The sequence below is a fragment of the Paradesertivirga mongoliensis genome, from assembly GCF_024436395.1.
GTDB classification, from domain to species: domain Bacteria; phylum Bacteroidota; class Bacteroidia; order Sphingobacteriales; family Sphingobacteriaceae; genus Paradesertivirga; species Paradesertivirga mongoliensis.
Genome location: NZ_JAFMZO010000001.1, coordinates 217,717 through 235,841, shown reverse-complemented (window position 1 = coordinate 235,841; position 18,125 = coordinate 217,717). Strand labels below are relative to the sequence as shown.

Annotated in this window: 11 protein-coding genes; all 11 read left to right on the top strand. The window is 42.8% G+C overall.

Annotated features, from left to right (window positions below; all coding sequences use genetic code 11):
- Positions 1–10 precede the first annotated feature (10 nt).
- The 11 genes from J3P43_RS00690 (at position 11) to J3P43_RS00640 (ending at position 18,117) form a co-directional block, all read left to right on the top strand.
- On the top strand, positions 11–2,131 hold the full coding sequence (locus J3P43_RS00690; RefSeq protein WP_255897852.1) for a bifunctional aldolase/short-chain dehydrogenase: 2,121 nt from the start codon (positions 11–13) through the stop codon (positions 2,129–2,131).
- 111 nt (positions 2,132–2,242) lie between these two features.
- A complete protein-coding gene (locus tag J3P43_RS00685) occupies positions 2,243–3,517 on the top strand; it encodes a sugar isomerase (protein ID WP_255897850.1) in 1,275 nt (424 codons plus the stop codon).
- Between the two features lie 154 nt (positions 3,518–3,671).
- Complete coding sequence (locus J3P43_RS00680; protein WP_255897848.1) at positions 3,672–5,063, top strand: FGGY-family carbohydrate kinase; 1,392 nt, start codon at positions 3,672–3,674, stop codon at positions 5,061–5,063.
- Positions 5,060–5,794, top strand: a complete 735-nt coding sequence (locus J3P43_RS00675; RefSeq protein WP_255897846.1) for a (Fe-S)-binding protein — start codon at positions 5,060–5,062, stop codon at positions 5,792–5,794. Before J3P43_RS00680 ends, J3P43_RS00675 begins: the two co-directional genes overlap by 4 nt.
- 34 nt (positions 5,795–5,828) lie before the next feature.
- Positions 5,829–7,211, top strand: coding sequence for a lactate utilization protein B (locus tag J3P43_RS00670; RefSeq protein ID WP_255897844.1), 1,383 nt, complete (start codon positions 5,829–5,831; stop codon positions 7,209–7,211).
- Positions 7,212–7,229: 18 nt separating this feature from the next.
- On the top strand, positions 7,230–7,811 hold the full coding sequence (locus tag J3P43_RS00665; RefSeq protein WP_255897842.1) for a LutC/YkgG family protein: 582 nt from the start codon (positions 7,230–7,232) through the stop codon (positions 7,809–7,811).
- Between the two features lie 102 nt (positions 7,812–7,913).
- Positions 7,914–8,507 (top strand): RNA polymerase sigma-70 factor, encoded by a 594-nt coding sequence (locus tag J3P43_RS00660; protein WP_255897840.1) that lies wholly within the window; start codon positions 7,914–7,916, stop codon positions 8,505–8,507.
- 82 nt (positions 8,508–8,589) lie between these two features.
- Entirely contained in the window at positions 8,590–9,630 is a 1,041-nt protein-coding gene (locus tag J3P43_RS00655) for a FecR family protein (RefSeq protein WP_255897838.1), read from the top strand.
- A 151-nt stretch (positions 9,631–9,781) separates the two neighbouring features.
- Positions 9,782–13,372, top strand: coding sequence for a TonB-dependent receptor (locus tag J3P43_RS00650; protein ID WP_255897836.1), 3,591 nt, complete (start codon positions 9,782–9,784; stop codon positions 13,370–13,372).
- Between the two features lie 19 nt (positions 13,373–13,391).
- A complete protein-coding gene (locus J3P43_RS00645) occupies positions 13,392–15,437 on the top strand; it encodes a RagB/SusD family nutrient uptake outer membrane protein (RefSeq protein ID WP_255897833.1) in 2,046 nt (681 codons plus the stop codon).
- A gap of 424 nt (positions 15,438–15,861) precedes the next feature.
- Positions 15,862–18,117: a fasciclin domain-containing protein gene (locus tag J3P43_RS00640; protein ID WP_255897830.1), complete on the top strand. Its 2,256-nt coding sequence runs from the start codon at positions 15,862–15,864 to the stop codon at positions 18,115–18,117.
- Positions 18,118–18,125 lie beyond the last annotated feature (8 nt).

Genomic DNA, 18,125 nt, shown 5'->3' with positions numbered 1-18,125 from the left:
ATTATAATATATGTCTGTCGAAACAACACGTTTTAAACACGTTAGCTACCTGTGGGATGACGCTAAAGCCGCGGAACTTGCGGGTGATGAAGTCGGTTTATTAATATATCGTTCGAATTTATTGGGAGCGGATCTGCGTCTCACTAATTACGGTGGTGGAAATACTTCCTGCAAAGCAATGGCTAAAGATCCTTTAACGGGAGAAGAGACTGAAGTAATGTGGATTAAAGGTTCTGGTGGAGATATCGGTACTTTAAAGCGCAGCGGACTTGCAGCGCTATATGTTGATCGTTTAAGAAGCCTTAAAAATGTATATCGCGGTATAGAGCATGAAGATGAGATGGTTGAATTGTTCAACCATTGTATTTACGACCTGGCTTCAAAAGCGCCTTCAATCGATACCCCTTTACATGGTTTCCTACCTTTCAAACACATTGATCACTTACATCCTGATGCAGCGATTGCTATTGCCGCAGCGAAAGATGGTAAGAAAATCACCGAAGAATTATTTGGTGGTACTATCGGATGGGTTGAATGGCAAAAGCCAGGTTTTGACCTGGGCTTGCAATTAAAGGCGTGTCTTGACGAAAATCCTGGAATTCGCGGTATCATGTTAGGTTCTCACGGTTTGTTTACCTGGGGTGATACAGCATACGAAAGCTACATGAACACGCTGGAAGTAATTGAGCGTTGTGCAGAATATCTTGAGGAAAGCTACGGAAAAAAAGGCCCTGTATTCGGTGGCCAGAAGATCCAAAGCCTTGATGAGCAGGGACGTAAGAAACAAGCTGCTGCCATAGCGCCTGTACTACGTGGTTTCTGCTCGAGCGAAAGACATATGATTGGTCATTTTACCGATGATCCCCGTGTTCTTGAGTTTATCAACTCGAACGATTTAGACCGTTTGGCTCCACTTGGAACAAGCTGCCCGGATCACTTTTTACGTACCAAAATCAGCCCGCTTGTTTTAGAACTAACTCCTGATGCAGACCTTTCGGATGTTGCTTCTTTAAAAGAGAAGCTTGCACCGGCTTTTGAGGCATACCGCAAAATGTACAGCGAGTACTACGAAACTTGCAAGCATTCGAACAGTCCTGCAATCCGTGATGCTAACCCGGTTATTATTCTTTACCCTGGTGTGGGTATGTTCGCCTTTTCGAAAGACAAGCAAACAGCACGTGTAGCGGCAGAATTCTATACCAATGCTATCAATGTAATGAAAGGTGCGGAAGCGATTTCTGAGTACACTTCATTGCCTCGTCAGGAAGCATTCAATATCGAATACTGGTTATTGGAAGAAGCAAAACTTCAACGTATGCCTAAGCCAAAAGCTCTATCTGGTAAAATCGCTTTGATTACAGGTAGTGCAGGTGGTATTGGTAAAGCTATCGCGAAAAAATTTGTTGATGAAGGTGCTGTAGTTATTTTGAACGACATGAATGTGGAGCGCTTAGAGAGTGCTGGCGAAGAGTTCAAAAATCAGTATGGAAAAGATTCTTATGCTACTGCTGCTTTAGACGTTACAAACAGTGCTCAGATTCAGGAAGCGCTTGAAAAAGCGGCATTAGCTTTCGGTGGTATTGATATCGTTGTGAATAACGCCGGTTTGTCTATTTCTAAATCCATCGCAGATCATACTGAAAAGGATTGGGATCTATTGTACGACGTATTGGTTAAAGGCCAGTTCTTTGTTACTCAGGCTGCCGTAGCAACTATGCAAAAGCAGGGTATTGGCGGCGATGTTATCAATATCGTGAGCAAAAATGCTTTAGTTAGCGGTCCGAACAATGCAGGCTACGGTAGCGCTAAAGCTGCACAGCTTCACTTAAGCCGATTAAATGCAGCAGAACTGGGTGCAGATAAGATCCGTGTAAACGTAGTAAACCCTGATGCTGTTATTTCTGACAGTAATATCTGGGCTGGCGGATGGGCAGAAGGCCGTGCGAAGGCTTACGGAATTACCGTTGCTGAGCTACCTGCTTACTACGCTAAGCGTACCCTTTTAAATGAGATAATTTTACCAGACGATATTGCAAATGCTTGTTTCGCTTTCGCGGGAGGCTTATTGAACAAGTCTACCGGAAACGTTTTGAACGTTGACGGGGGTGTTGCGATGGGATTTGTAAGATAGACCAAACAAGATCAGCAAGATTAATATCTTGCTGATCTTTATCATATTTTTAGTTCGTTAATAAACTAAATTGCCCTTTTTTAGATATCCGGGCTACAAGAAATAAACCACATGAGACTCGAAAAATATCAGATCGACGAGCATAACGATAAGCTTGCTCAGCAACATAAAAGAAAATTTGAATTCCTTGCTCAGGACGTACAAGGGGTAGAAGAGATTATCCAGAAACTTATCAAGTTCCAGATTGCGATCCCTAGCTGGGCTCTTGGAACAGGGGGTACACGTTTCGGACGCTTCTCTGGCGGCGGTGAGCCACGCAACCTGGAGGAAAAAATGGAAGATATCGGCTTGTTGCACCAGTTAAACCAGTCCAGCGGAGCAATATCATTGCATATTCCCTGGGATATTCCGGAGAATGCTGCGTCTGTAAAAGCACTTGCTGCCCAATACGGATTGAAGTTTGATGCTGTTAACTCTAATACTTTCCAGGATCAGCCAAATCAGCAGCATAGCTATAAATTTGGTTCTTTGCAGCATGTTGATAAAGCAGTACGTAAACAGGCTATCGAACATAATATTGAGGTAATCCGTCATGGGGTTGAATTAGGTTCAGACTCGCTAACCGTATGGTTGGCTGACGGATCAAGCTTTCCCGGCCAATTAAACTTCCGCAATGCATTCAACAATACCCTTGAGAGTTTGCAGGAGATTTATGCAGCGCTTCCGGATAACTGGAAAGTATTCGTGGAGTATAAAGCATTTGAGCCTAACTTCTATTCTATGTCGGTAGGCGATTGGGGTCAGTCACTCCTTTACGCAAATAAATTAGGTTCTAAGGCGTATACGTTGGTTGATCTTGGACACCACTTGCCAAATGCCAATATAGAGCAGATTGTAGCGCTTCTGTTAAACGAAGGAAAATTGGGTGGTTTCCATTTTAATGATTCTAAATATGGCGACGACGATTTAACCACAGGAAGTATCAAACCTTACCAGCTGTTTTTGATTTTCAACGAACTGGTAGAAGGTATGGATGCTAAAGGGATGGATCACGCTACCGGCTTAGGCTGGATGATTGATGCTTCTCACAACATCAAAGATCCTCTTGAAGATTTATTGCAGTCGGTTGAAGCCATCATGATGGCTTACACTCAGGCGCTTTTAGTTGATAAAAAAGCATTAGAGCAGGCCCGTTTGGAAAACGACGTGGTTCGTTGCCAGGAGATCCTTCAGCATGCATTCCGTACAGATGTGCGGGCAATTGTTGCCGAAGCCAGATTGCGTTCTAACGCTGCTCTTAACCCGGTTCAGCTGTACCGTGATTTAAAAGTAAGAGAGAGCCTGGTGGCAGGCAGAGGTCAGAAAACCGTAGCAACGGGATTGTAGGATGAGATATGAGATATGAGAATTTGGATTTGAGATGGGGAACCATCGCTATTGAATTTTCATATCTCATTAAATGCATCTAATTTTTATGGAATAGGATAAGGGATTGCTTGGTCTCATATCTCATATCTCCCATCTCATATCTAATTAAACAATGAGTAAAATTCCAGTTATAGCCGTATTTGATGTAGGGAAAACCAATAAAAAGATTTTCTTTTTCGATGAACAGTATAAGATCGTTCTTGAACGGACAACCCGCTTTGACGAAACCGAAGATGAGGACGGAGATCCCTGTGAAAACCTTCCTAATTTAATTTCCTGGATGAAGGAAACATTAGCCGAGGTAATGCATTTACAAAAGTTCGAGATTAAAGCAATTAACTTCTCTGCATATGGTGCCAGCTTCGTTCATCTTGATGAAAACGGGAACCCCATTGGTCATCTGTATAACTACCTGAAGGCATTTCCGGAAGACTTGAAAGATAAATTTTACAGTCAGTATGGCGGCGAATTGAAAGTTTCTACAGAAACCGCTTCGCCGGTACTTGGGAATTTAAATTCTGGCATGCAGCTTTACAGATTAAAGTACAAGCAGCCGGAAGTATTCAATAAAATAAAGTACTCACTCCACCTGCCTCAATATCTAAGCTTTTTAATAACCGGAAAGTATTTTAGTGATATAACCAGTGTGGGATGCCATACCAATCTTTGGGATTTTACACGCAATGACTATCATCAATGGGTTAAAGATGAAGCAATAGCTGAAAAGCTTGCCCCGCTTCATCCCTCAGATTCTGCTGTTGAAGCGCGCATTGAAAACAAGCCTTTCGCCGTAGGTATCGGACTGCATGATAGTTCAGCTGCTTTGATTCCATTTTTCACTAGCTTTCACGAGCCTTTTGTTCTTATTTCGACGGGTACATGGTGTGTTTCTCTTAATCCGTTCAATGAATCGCCGCTTACCAGCGATGAGCTGAAAAGCGATTGTTTGTGTTATATCAGCTATAAAGGGAAGCCTGTTAAAGCTTCGCGTTTGTTTGCGGGTAATGAGCATGAGCAACAATCGAAAAGGATTTCAGAGCATTTTAACAAAGCCAAAGATTTTTATAAATCTGTGAAGTTCAATTCAACCACTCTTGCAAAACTTCAGGGGAACGCAAAGGTGGCAGGCGCTGCAGCGGACTGGGATAATCTGGCTAGCTCGGGCTTCGAAAAGAGAGAGCTTTCTGCTTTTGCCAGTGCAGACGAGGCCTATCATCAATTAATGGTAGATCTGGTAAATCTTCAGGCAATTTCCACAAATATGGTAGTGAAGAATACGGCAGTTAAACGTATTTTTGTCGACGGAGGCTTTAGTAATAATTCCATTTACATGCAGCTGCTGGCATCTGCCTTTCCAGATTTGGAGGTTTTTGCAGCATCGGTAGCGCAGGCGACTTCAATCGGAGCGGCCCTTGCCATACACAAGCATTGGAATAGTCAATCATTGCCAACAAATATTATCGATTTAAAATTTTTTTCAGCTTCACAGGAAATAGAGATATGAGAGTTGGGTTATTTATACCCTGTTATGTAGATCAATTTTATCCGAATGCAGCAATCGCTACACTCCAGTTATTGGAGAAGTTTGGAGTAGATGTGGTGTTTCCAAAAAAACAAACCTGTTGCGGCCAGCCGATGGCCAATTCAGGTTTTTCGCATTTAACAGGAGATTGCGATGAGCTTTTCGTCGAGAATTTCGCGGAGTTCGATTACATCGTTTGTCCTTCAGGAAGTTGTGTATTGCATGTTAAAGATCATTTGCATTCTGCCAAACATCCCGAAAAGGCTAAAGAGATACGTACAAGGGTTTACGAATTAGTTGAGTTTCTGACAGACGTTCTTGAGGTTAAGGAACTGAAGGCTAAGTTTCCACATAAAGTGGGAATACATCAAAGCTGCCACGGTTTGCGGGGCTTGAAGCTTTCGCAAATGAGCGAGCTGGTCGCACCAGAATTTTCAAAGCCGGAAGCCTTATTGAACATGGTTGATGGTTTGGAGCTTATTAACCTTACCCGTGTAGACGAGTGCTGCGGATTTGGCGGGACCTTCTGCGTTGCTGAAGAAGCGGTATCCTCAAAAATGGGGAAAGATCGTGTAGCCGACCATGTTAATAACGGAGCAGAATATATCACGGGAGCTGATTTGTCTTGCCTGATGCATATGGAAGGCATTTTAAAGAGACAGAAAAGTAACGTCAAAGTAATTCATATTGCCGAGATCCTAAACGCAGAATAGCATCTTAACATCTTCGCGATGCGAGGAATATTTTATGAAAGAAACACTTCAAGACCACGCGGCACTATCAGATATATTTAACCAGGATGAACCCCGGGTTAACTGGCACGATGAAACGCTCTGGTTTGTTCGAACCAAACGCGACAGAGCTGTAAACACTATCCCCGAATGGGAGCTACTTAGAGAAACCGCATCGCAGATCAAGCATAATGTGCTATCGAATCTGAGCAGCTATCTGGAGCAGTTTGAAGCAAATGCCATAGCTAATGGTGTACAAGTGCACTGGGCGGCCGATGCAAAAGAACACAATGAAATTGTGCATTCGATTTTAAAGAAGCATGCGGTGAACCGGATGGTTAAAAGTAAGTCGATGTTAACCGAGGAATGCCATTTGAACGACTATCTGGCAGAAAATGGTATTGAAGTAGTGGATACTGACCTTGGAGAACGAATTGTGCAGCTTGCCGACGAACCGCCGAGCCACATAGTACTTCCCTGTATTCATAAGAAGAAAGAAGAAATTGGCGACCTTTTTCATATTCATTTGGGTACGGCAGCAGGAGAAGCCGACCCTCAGGTGTTAACCGAGGCAGCAAGACAGGATCTTAGAAGCGCTTTCCTTACCCGAAGGGCGGCCTTGACCGGAGTAAATTTCGCAGTAGCAGAAACCGGTGAAATAGTGGTTTGTACAAACGAAGGAAACGCAGATATGGGTGTGCATCTTGCCGACGTACATATAGCCTCGATGGGAATCGAAAAGCTCATTCCGGAAAGGAAACATTTAGGCTTTTTTCTGAGGTTATTAACCAGAAGTGCGACCGGTCAGCCTATTACCACCTATTCGAGCCATTTTAAAAAGCCGCGACCAGGCCAGGAAATGCATATTGTTCTGGTAGACAATGGCAGAAGCAGGCAGTTGGGCAGGGAAGATTTTAGAAACTCATTGAAATGTATTCGCTGTGGCGCCTGCATGAATACTTGTCCGGTATACCGCCGAAGCGGAGGGCATAGCTATCAATATGCTATTTCCGGCCCAATTGGCTCCATCCTGGCTCCGAACCTTGATATGAAGAAACACGCGGATCTGCCGTTTGCATCAACACTTTGTGGTTCTTGCTCAAATGTTTGTCCGGTTAAAATTGACATCCACGACCAGCTTTACAAGTGGCGCCAGGTTTTAGTTAAAGAAGGGCATGTAAGTCCGGTTAAAGCCGCAGGTATGCGGGGTATGGCCTGGATGTTTTCATTCCCTGCGTTTTTCAATATCGCGGGTAAGTCGGGTAGATGGTTTATGAAGTATTTTCCATTTATGGTCAATAACAAGCTTAATCCATGGTACAAAGAGCGTGAAATGCCTGCTCCGCCTAAAGAGTCGTTTAGAGAGTGGTACGCCAAGCGCGAAAAAAATAAGAAGTAGAATATACGCAGATCGAGCATGTCTAGCAGAGATAAGATATTAGCGGCGGTGAAAGCCAGCCAGCCTCAGTTAACAGAACTTCCGAAGGTTACCATTCCCCAATCTGCGGAAGGTCTGGCAGAAAGATTTACCACGGTTGCCACTGCGATTGGAAGTAAGGTTTATGAAATAAGCGACCTGGAAGAGATTAAAGCTATCGTATCGGCACAATTTAACTCATCATCAAGAATTATATCTTCATTGCCTGAAATGCAGGATATTGCAGAGACAGATATCGCGCAGTTTGATCCTCATTCGCTTGAGAACGTAGGTCTGGCCATTTTAAAGGCCGAAATCGGCATAGCAGAGAATGCGGCGGCCTGGGTTCCTGAGTCGAATGCCATGCAGCGGGTTTTGCCATTTATAACCCAGCACCTCGCGCTGGTGATCTCCAAATCTTCCCTGGTGCCGACTATGCATCAGGCATACGAAGTGATAGGCGACAGAGATTATGGTTATGCAGCTTTTATTGCTGGCCCCTCAAAGACTGCCGATATTGAGCAATCGCTGGTTCTTGGCGCTCACGGCCCCAGATCTATGACTGTTTTCTTATTGAAATAGCAGTTTCAGGATAGTGCGGGTTGGCATTTATCGAAATAAATGCTACGTTTATATATCAAACATATTACAAGGTTCAGTAAGCCTGTATAAACCAATTATCCTGTGAGTCTGCATAGTATTTTAAAAGATCTTAGCGACGAAGAACTCCTTGAGCTATTAAGGAGCGGACAGGTGGCGCCCTTCGAAGAGCTGTATAACCGCTATTGGTCCAGGTTGTATTCAAGTGCCTTCAAGCGGGTGTCAAAAGCTGAAGTGGCCGAGGAAATTGTGCAGGATTTCTTTACCAGTTTATGGATTAATCGCGAAACTCTGGTTATCCATTCTTCCTTTAATAATTACATGCATCGCGCAGTAAGAAACCTGGTTTTTAAGTTTTTTCAAAAGGAGTATTCCCATAAAAAGTACCAGGAACTTGTGCCTGCGGAAGTCTATGACAGCTCCACTGAAGAAGAAATAACGTATAAAGACTTAATACGAACTGTTGAGAAGGAGGTGGACTTGCTGCCGCCAAAATGCCGCGGAGTATACCAACTTAGCCGCCAGCAATTTAAAAGCAATAAAGAAATTGCTCATATTCTGCAGATATCCGAGAAAACGGTTGAAAATCATATTACCAAAGCTCTTAAAGTGTTGCGCTTAAGTGTGCGGCATTTCATAACGATTGTACTGGTCCCGCTGGTAAATCATTTTTTCTAAAAAAAATTCATGCTCGAGTAGGGGATGTAAGGCACTTACCGAACTTACACTTAAACCGATTATTATTTTCCTGGTCAACTTGATGAAAGAACCTGTTCCATCGCAATTAATTGATAAGTATCTGAATGGCGCTTGCTCGGCTGAGGAAGAGGCTCAGTTACTGGAATGGTATAGCTCGTTTTCACGGGATAGCGATCCGGTTTCTATGCTGAACGACGAGCAGAGGGAGAGATTGAGAATGAAAATGCTTGCCAGGATCCGTGAGACGGCTTATACAACTGAAAGCAGCGCCGCTAAACACACCAGATCCTTTCGCCGGCTTTACGGTTATGCCGCGGCGAGCATTGCCGCCGCGTGTTTGATCGTGTTGCAATTTTTTAGCCAGGGAAATACGGAAGTATCGGTTCCGGCTAAATCGAAGCATGAAACAGCACTTGTAAACTTTGTCAATCGGACAAATCTGCTTAATAAACACGTGTTGCCAGACAATAGCTCAGTTTGGTTAAAGCCAGGAGCAACATTGAGCTATAACAGAGCCTTTATAAAGAGAGAGGTTACATTACGTGGAGAAGCGTTTTTCGAGGTTGAGAAAGATAGTGCCCATCCATTTTTGATTCACAGTGGCGGAGTGATCACCAGGGTGATAGGGACAAGTTTTAATGTTAAGGCTTTAGAAACGAACAATACCACAGAAGTATCTGTTGTTAGTGGGAAAGTTTTAGTTTATACCCCTGCATCAAGCAAAAAGAAAATAAAAAGTGTTTTTCTTCTTCCCGAGCAGAAAGTTACTTACGTGAAAAGTCAAGATCAGCTGCTCAAAGTTGATATGGCACGAGAGCCTGCTCTCAACATGTGGAAGAAAAATACCTTGTCGTTTGATAATGTACCTGTAAGTAACGTAGTTCGAACCTTAAATAGGGCTTTTGATTGCCGAATTACGATTGCCGGCGGGAAGATCGGCCATTATACTTTAAGAGCTGATTTTACGGATGTAAATCTTCCTAATATAATGGAACTGCTCTCCAAGTCATTGAATATTGCTTACCACATACAGGAAGACAACGAAATTAGACTGTATGAAAAACCTGAATTTAATAACCAATCAAACCTAACGACCGACTGAATGAAAAGAAACGAATAGTATACATCTTTAAAAAAGCTAAGAAGTGTTTGTGGCACTTCTTAACCCAAAACCTCAACTATCGGCAAATAGTGCATTTAGAATGCAAGGGGTTTTTATTGTCTCATTTTTTGGAAATAAAACAAATAAAAGTATGAATTTTTATTTACAACTCTCTAATGACTTGCGTTATATTATGAGAATTACCTTAAGCCAGTTAATTATATTTTTTGTCTTAACAGGAGTTTCATATGCTGGCGAAACTAGTGCGCAGGGGATTTTAAACAATCCGGTGGACCTCGGTCAAACAACAACTACATTAAACCAAGTGTTGCGGAAAATAGAGAAAGCTGCACAGGTAAAATTTGTCTATAGTAAAGACAGAATCAACGCCGATCAAATGGTGTCTGTATCGGCAGATAAGCAGAAACTTTCAGTATTATTAAACGATTTATTGCAGAGTCGCGGCATCAGCTACGAAGTGGTGAACCGGCAAATCGTGTTAAGCCCATTGAAATCGTCCGTTGCTACCGCTGGTGATGAAACACCGGCAATGGGTCAGGAAAGGGCCGATGTGGTGGTAACCGGACGAGTTACAGATCCTTCGGGCGAACCATTAATCGGAGTTACCGTTAAGCTGAAAGGCTCAACTGCGGGCTCGGCAACTAATGTCACCGGAAATTATTCGATCACCATCCCCGATGGAACCTCTAATCCGATATTAGTTTTTTCCTATCTGGGATTTACCACACAGGAAATAGCGGTTAATGGCCGGACTTCTATTAATGTGCAACTAGTTGAGGATGTTAAAACCCTGCAGGAAGTGGTTGTGGTTGGATACGGTACTCAGAGACGGGGAGATGTTTCCCAGGCAATTGCATCTGTGGATATGCAGAATTTGCGCGAAGTACCGGTTACAAACGTAACTCAAGCTCTCCAGGGGCGAATTCCAGGGTTGGTTGCGACTCCAAACAATTTCAGACCCGGAGCAGAATCCACCATTCGCTTAAGAGGAAGCAGATCATTAACCGCAGGAAATAATCCGCTCTATGTAGTGGATGGAATCCCAATTAATTATAGTATCGACGATATCAATCCGCTGGATATAGAGTCAATTGATGTCCTTAAAGACGCAGCGGCTACGGCGATCTATGGTTCGAGAGGAGCAAACGGCGTAATTCAGGTGACTACCAAAAGAGGTAAGGCAGGGAAATTGAGTATTGATTACAGCGGAAACACTTCGACCGATAATATCGTCAGAGAATTAGAAGTATATGACGGGGCTGAATTCGCGCAGTTCAGACGCGATGCTTTCATCGGAACAACTGCCTCTGGTGTGTCGGGACAATATGTTGCGCCCGGTAATAGCCGGAGATACTATCCGGATCCAGCTGCAGACTATGCAATCTTCTCCAGCAACGATAATATGCTTTGGGATAATGTGAAGAATGCTTACGAATGGATTGATCTGGACATCACAAGTACTCCAAAGAGGTTTGTTGCGAAAACTCGTCCTACCACCCAGGAAGAGCGGGATGTTATGGCAGGTTTAGGATACCCGGTTTTAAATGAGATCGCTCTTTATGACCCATCCAAAATAACTACATACGATTGGGGCAATGATGCACTAAGAACCGGAATTACCCAGAATCACAACATTTCTGTGTCTGGTGGCTCAGATAAGTTTAGCAGTTCTTTCGGTGGCGGATTCTTTAAGCAGACAGGAATTGTCAAGAGCCAGGATTTTACCCGGTTCACGCTGTCGAATAACAGTAATTTCAGGCCTAAAGAGTTCTTGAATTTTGGGATGAGTGTAAATTATTCTAATTCACTTAGAAACAATGGCACCGACCTTTATGGTGCAGCCCTGGGTCAATTTCCACTTGCACATCCTTATGATAGCGATGGTAAGATCATTCTAAACCCCGGATCGGATGACCAGGTGTTTAATCCGCTGAACGATCCGAATACAATTATAGATGAATACAGGGTTAACCGCTTGCTGGCAAACGTGTTTGCACAGGCAACCATTGTTAAGGGACTGAGTTACAGAATAGCCTTCGGTGCTGATTATAATAACGAGCGAAGAGGCAGATTTACAGGAGCCTTATCATCTGTGCAACGTGGAGCCGCGGCAAATGCAAACTACGATACGCGATTGGGTTTCGTTTGGACGCTTCAAAATCAACTGAATTATATGACAACTTTCGCCCAAAAGCATGAACTGACTTTTACAGCAGTTCAGGAATTACGTAAGCGCAGAGATGAGATATCGAATTCGGGAGCCACAGGCTTAACCTACGAAAGTCAGAAGTGGTACGCTTTGCAGAATAATTCAAGCGGAACATTTAATGTAAGCGGTAATTATTTACAAGACCAGCTGGCCTCACACCTTGGACGTATTAATTACTCATACGATAATAAATATATCCTAAGTGCGGCGTTACGCCATGACGCGGCATCGGTACTTTCACCGGAAAACAATAGCCAGTTATTTCCATCGGCTTCTGTGGCGTGGCGCTTAGACCGCGAATCGTTCATTCAGGACATCGAAGCTATCGACCAATTAAAGCTTCGCATCGGGTTTGGCGCGGTAGGAAATAGCGGTATAGATCCTTACCGGACAGCCGGTGTGTTGGACAGACCAGCTTATTATAACTTTGGCGATAATGTAGCTATTGGATATACGCCTTTGATGTTACGCTCGGATGTTACCTGGGAAAGAACAAATACATCAAATGTTGGGGTCGATTTCGGGTTTTTGAAAGGCAAAATATCAGGAGCTATTGACGTTTACGAATCGAATACGAATAATATTCAGAGTAAGGAGCTGCCTGCAGCGGGCGGAATCCAATTTGCACTGGTTAATCTCGGAAACGTTCGGAATCGTGGATTGGAAATAGCATTATCTACCATCAACATCGACAAATCAAGCAAAAAAGGTGGATTTAGATGGGCATCTGATTTTACTTTTGCTACCAATAAAGAGGAGATCACCGAGCTAAATGAACGGGGCTCTGACCAGATAGCGCAGCAGTGGTTCTACGGACGCCCTATAAGAACATACTGGGATTATAAAAGCGAAGGTATTTTTCAAAATGCAGATACTCTTTCGGGAGGAATCTTAAAAGAGCACTTCTGGAAAAATCCGGCCAACAAATCAAGCGACCTCTTTAAGCCCGGAAGAATCAGAGTTGCCGATATCAATAATGATGGAAATATTACCGATGCTGACCGGATACACCTGGGAAGCCCGAATCCAAAATGGACCGGCAGTATCAATAATACATTTTCATACAAGGGCTTCGATTTATCGAGTTTCGTTTATATAAGCCAGGGATCTTTGGTAAGAGATTTCAGACCAGGCTTAGTGGGGCGTTATCCGGGTCCGAAGGTTAACTACTGGACACCTACCAATCCGTCAAATGAATATCAGCAGCCCAGCAGGTTAAGCGATATTCCCACATACTGGCAGTCGCTCAGTTTCAGAGATGGTTCTTTTGTACGTGTTAGAAATATAATGTTAGCTTACCATGTACCGGCATCTTTTATTGAAAGATTAAAGCTTAATCATATAACGGTATCCGTAAATGCGGTCAATCCATTTCTGTTCAGTAAATTTAAGAGATACGATCCTGAATCGGTTCCCTATAACTCTACCTGGCCTCAGAATAGTACAAATAGTCCATCACCAACCTCTTTTAGTTCGAGAAGTTTTGTGTTTGGTGTAAGAATGGGATTGTAATTAATTAAAAATAAAGACAATGAAAAGATATTATACAGCCGCCCTAGCTTTTTTCCTGGTTATAGGTAGCGTTTCATGTAAGAAATTTGTTGAAGAAGAGTTGGTGAGTACCCTGACCTTCGATCATTACAAAACAGATGTAGGTCTGGAGGATCTCGTCGAGTCAGCTTATGTGCCATTGCGCTGGAAATTTAATGGCGAACAGTCTTATGCTCTCTTTAATTTTGGAGATGATGAATTCATTCTGGGCGACCAGTTTAACAACAGCCACTATCTGCAATATTCAAATCGTTTAGATCCTAACGAAGCACTTTTAAATGGATTATGGATTAACCATTACAACGCTATCAACCGGTGTAATATAGGTATTGATCTTATCGGTGCATTTAACGATCCTGCATCTACCTTGCTGGGTACATATGACAAGCGCAGACAAAGGATTGGCGAGCTTCGCTTTTTACGCGCCTTCTATTATTTTACTCTCGTTCAGCAATTCGGAGGGGTGCCATTGGTGCTGAATTCCAGCAATGAAGTCCGTACAGATTTTCCGAGGGCAAGCACTGCTGACGTATATAAAGCGATCATAGCTGATTTGATTTATGCCAAGGATAATCTTTCGCCAAATACAACGCTGTTGGGGCGTGCAACAAAGGGCGCTGCTCAGCATTTTCTTGCAAAAGCCTATTTAACCCGTGGAAGTGCAACAAGTGCAGAAGCGAAAGCCGAGCGCGGAACCCAGCCTACCGATATGGACAGCACAATTCTTCATGCAAAAGCGGTCATTGCGGGTCCGTATACCCTCGAACCAGATTACATGAATTTATGGAATGGAGTTTATCCTAACGGATATCCAAACACCATAACGCCTGCCATCGGAGAACAAGGAGCAGCACCAGTTGGAGACTACTCTAAAATCAAACTGTCTAACTCTAGTAAAGAAATCATTTTTGCGGCCCAGTTTATCAATAATCCGGTTGCAAACGGGCAGAACGAAGGGGGGACTAATATCGGTAATCGTGTTCATGAATATTTTATCATGCAATATGACGATAAGATTCCGGGTCTTGTACGGGATCAGTTCAACGGCCGTCCATTTAGAAGGTTGGGCCCATCTGATTATACAATAGATCTATTCGACAGAAAAAATGATTCCCGTTTTTACAAAAGCTTCAGAACTGCTTATTATTCAAATACTGCTATAACCGGTAATGTATTTACTGCCGCTAATGTGCCAAATGGGGATATGTCGCTGGTAGGTAAAACTAAGTTCGGAGTTGGGGACACAGCGGCCTATTTTATCGTGAACGACAGAACTAATCCTATTTTGACGAGTGATCTCGCCAAGTACAGATTCTTGGCGTTCGCGAGATGGGTGAAAACTTCGCCTACTGCCGAAGCAACACGGGGATACACTGCGGCTAAATATCTTACCCTGGTAAAGCACCTTTCTCCGGTACGTGTTAATGCGGTTGTTAACGAAGAGTCGGGAGTGAGAAATGGAATTTATGCACGCCTGGGCGAGACATATCTGATTCTGGCAGAAGCTCAGGGAAGAAAAGGTCTTTATGGCGATGCTTTGATCAATATTAACAAAGTAAGAGAGCGTGCAGCCTACAAACCGGGCGAGTTTAAAAATCCTCAGACCTGGAAATTTGATGGAGGGACCCCAAGCAACGCAGTAGGAACTTACCCTGCCTTTGAGGCAACCATGGACTTATTCACTACAAACGCGCCGAGCGAATTGTATCCAGTTACGGTAACAACTACCGAAGAAAGGTTCATTCATTTTATGCTTAACGAAAGAACCCGAGAGCTTTGCGGCGAATTGTATCGCTGGGAAGATTTAGTGAGGACTGAAACCCTGTATCAAAGAGTGAATCAGAATAATGGAACTTATGTTAAGGATGGTATCACCTATAAGTACAATCCTGATGCTACTGGTATTCAACCACATCACAAGTTGCGCCCAATTCCGCAGCAGCAAATTGAATTGACAACTTCGGGTGGATCGGCACTTACTGCAGATCAAAAGAAAACCTATCAAAATCCCGGGTATAGTAATTAGTACCCGGATAATGTTAAAATATCAATCGCTGCCATGCGCAGCGATTGATATTTTTTAAAAACAAAAAACTTTTTCTTTTTCTATTTTTTCAGAAGGACCCACAGTTTATTGCGATACTCTCAATCGCCCTTCTGTAAAATTGCCATATGGATTAAAAAGAGGTACTCAATTCTTTTTCTTCTTTATTGTGTCGCTAATATAACAGGACACTACAGGTTGCAACGCCTAAATACTCTCCATAAATTAGTACTTGTAACCAATTAAGCCTTCTAACAGATGGCGTCTTTTTATAACTATTAAAGCTCGACTATGGTGAAAATTTTACTTCCTCATTCTTTTCTTATGTGTAGCGTAATACTCGTTTTGTAGTCTCCGCATACTCATAAAGAATCATTCACTAGTACATACTTAACATTATATATATATGAAGAGATCGATACAAGGGCTATTAAGCTTTTTATCATTTGTCCTCTTGTTTTCTGCTTGCCAGAAAAAAGACTGGGATGAGTATTATGGAAGACCTGCAGATTTGGCGCCTCCTATTTATCAGCAATTGCAGGCTAAAGGAAATTTCAACACCCTCCTGGCTGTAATTGAGAAAGCTGGCTATAAAGATATTTTAGGAACTGCCGGTTCCTGGACTCTTTTTGCACCTACCGATGCAGCGTTCCAGAAGTATTTTCAGGAACAAGGTATTTCGGGGCCTGAGGTTTTAACAAAAGATCAAGCCAGAAAGCTAGCGTTATACGGTTTGGTATTTAATCCTTATAGAAAAAGTCAGTTAACTGCACTACAGACAGGAGGAGCGCCATTGCCGGAATATGCAAACATCGCTTACAGGCGTCAAACAGCGTATTATGATTTCGTCTATGATGAAAACGGTAAAAAGGTAATGGCTGCAGGACAACCTCATGGTACCGCATCTATACCATTTGTGTATAATCCAAAAATTGATAATAATAAGTATATACCTTATTTTATTACTTCATTTATGGATTACAATGGATTGACTCCAGGGGATTATAATAAGCTATACCCCGGAGTTCCATTCTCTGGTTTTAATGTGGCGGATGCCACAGTATTAGAGGCAGATATTCCTGCAGAAAATGGCATTATCCACGTAGTGGATAAAGTTCTTACCCCTCTCCCTAATGTGGAGCAATATCTAGCCTCCAAGCCAGAATACAGCGAATTTAAGGCGCTGTTAGATAAACTTGCATTTTATACTGAAAGCCCTGAGTTAACTCGCAGGTACAATGTACTAACGGGCTCTAGTGAGCCTGTATTTTTAAAGACTTATCCAGGGATGGCTTTCGCCCCTAATAATGAAAACTTCTTATCCCCGGGTATTACAGGTCAGTACCAATCATTTTCTGTCGCAATCCCTACCAACCAACAGCTAAAAGCGTATACGGACGATCTGCTGGAATATTATAAGACTTTTGAGGCTGCTCCTCCTTCCGTTCTTGAAAATTTTATTAACTCACATCTGTGGGTCGGCACTGTATGGCCAGAATCAATAGTAGATCAGCCTAATTTTCAGTTCCAGGCCGCTACTTTTAATGCATCAAATGTTATTGAAAATAAAGTGTTGAGTAATGCCAATTTTTATGGTATCAACGCTGTACAGCAGGCAGATATTTTCCGGTCACTTTACAGGCACGCTTATCTTAATCCGGACTATTTGCTAATGACCCGCGCTATTGACGGTACAGATGCAAGAACGTCATTGATGAGTGTTAATTTAAAGCAAACCGTCATTTTAGCCAACGATGCTGCTTTCAAAGCTAGTGGTTATGACTGGTATCCGGACCAACCGGCATGGGGATATACAGCTCCTAATACCACTACTCCAAATTTACAAGCTATAGCTACCACCCGGGTCAACCGGATGGTTCAAATGCATGTACTGCTTACTCCAAATGGCGAATTCGACAATGTAGCTACGGGAGAAGGTATTGCCGAGACTATTCATGGCGAATATGTTAAATATAAAGACGGTAAGATTTTCGCCGCAGGAAACGTAGCCGACGGAAGTTTTGTAACGGTAACGGCCAAGAAAAATTCTGTTAACGGCACTGCGTATCAGGCAGCTGGCGCTTTAAAAATTGCGGAGGATGATTTTACTTTAGGAAGGAGCATCGAGTTATTAGGTACCCATTCAGACCCAAACATCAAGAATAAGTTCAGTCACTTCTGGGATTATCTTAGAAATACTCCAACCAGTGTATGGGATAATTCAATAAAGAAAATTGCGGGTGTTGACGATGGGGTTTTTCATACAGCTCTTATACCGACAAATGCAGCGATTGAAGACGCCGTGAGGGCAGGTATCCTTCCCGGTACTCCGGCTACCGGTGTGCCAAGATTTACTCAGGCATCCCAAACTGAGGCTGAAAAGGCTTCAGTGGTAGATTTTATTATGTACAGCATAGTGGCTAAAACAACATTTGCAGTAGACGGAAAAAAGGCAGGAACTTATCCTACGTTACTTAAAAAAGGTAATGGAGAATCCCGATTAGTTACTGTCTCTTATCCAAGTGCTGATCCTACACTTATGAATGCGACAGACGATGCTGCTGCCAGTCCGGTAACAGCTACTGCGAATTATACATTCAGTAATAATTTAGCAAACAGAGCCCTGATTCATTCTATAAATAAAGTATTAAAATTCAAATAGCTAAATAT

Bases quoted from the DNA above. Each gene is read 5' to 3' on its own strand.
- J3P43_RS00655 (WP_255897838.1), top strand. From the start codon at position 8,590: ATGAAAGAACCTGTTCCATCGCAATTAATTGATAAGTATCTGAATGGC.
- J3P43_RS00680 (WP_255897848.1), top strand. From the start codon at position 3,672: ATGAGTAAAATTCCAGTTATAGCCGTATTTGATGTAGGGAAAACCAAT.
- J3P43_RS00670 (WP_255897844.1), top strand. From the start codon at position 5,829: ATGAAAGAAACACTTCAAGACCACGCGGCACTATCAGATATATTTAAC.
- J3P43_RS00690 (WP_255897852.1), top strand. From the start codon at position 11: ATGTCTGTCGAAACAACACGTTTTAAACACGTTAGCTACCTGTGGGAT.
- J3P43_RS00645 (WP_255897833.1), top strand. From the start codon at position 13,392: ATGAAAAGATATTATACAGCCGCCCTAGCTTTTTTCCTGGTTATAGGT.
- J3P43_RS00665 (WP_255897842.1), top strand. From the start codon at position 7,230: ATGTCTAGCAGAGATAAGATATTAGCGGCGGTGAAAGCCAGCCAGCCT.
- J3P43_RS00685 (WP_255897850.1), top strand. From the start codon at position 2,243: ATGAGACTCGAAAAATATCAGATCGACGAGCATAACGATAAGCTTGCT.
- J3P43_RS00640 (WP_255897830.1), top strand. From the start codon at position 15,862: ATGAAGAGATCGATACAAGGGCTATTAAGCTTTTTATCATTTGTCCTC.
- J3P43_RS00675 (WP_255897846.1), top strand. From the start codon at position 5,060: ATGAGAGTTGGGTTATTTATACCCTGTTATGTAGATCAATTTTATCCG.
- J3P43_RS00650 (WP_255897836.1), top strand. From the start codon at position 9,782: ATGAATTTTTATTTACAACTCTCTAATGACTTGCGTTATATTATGAGA.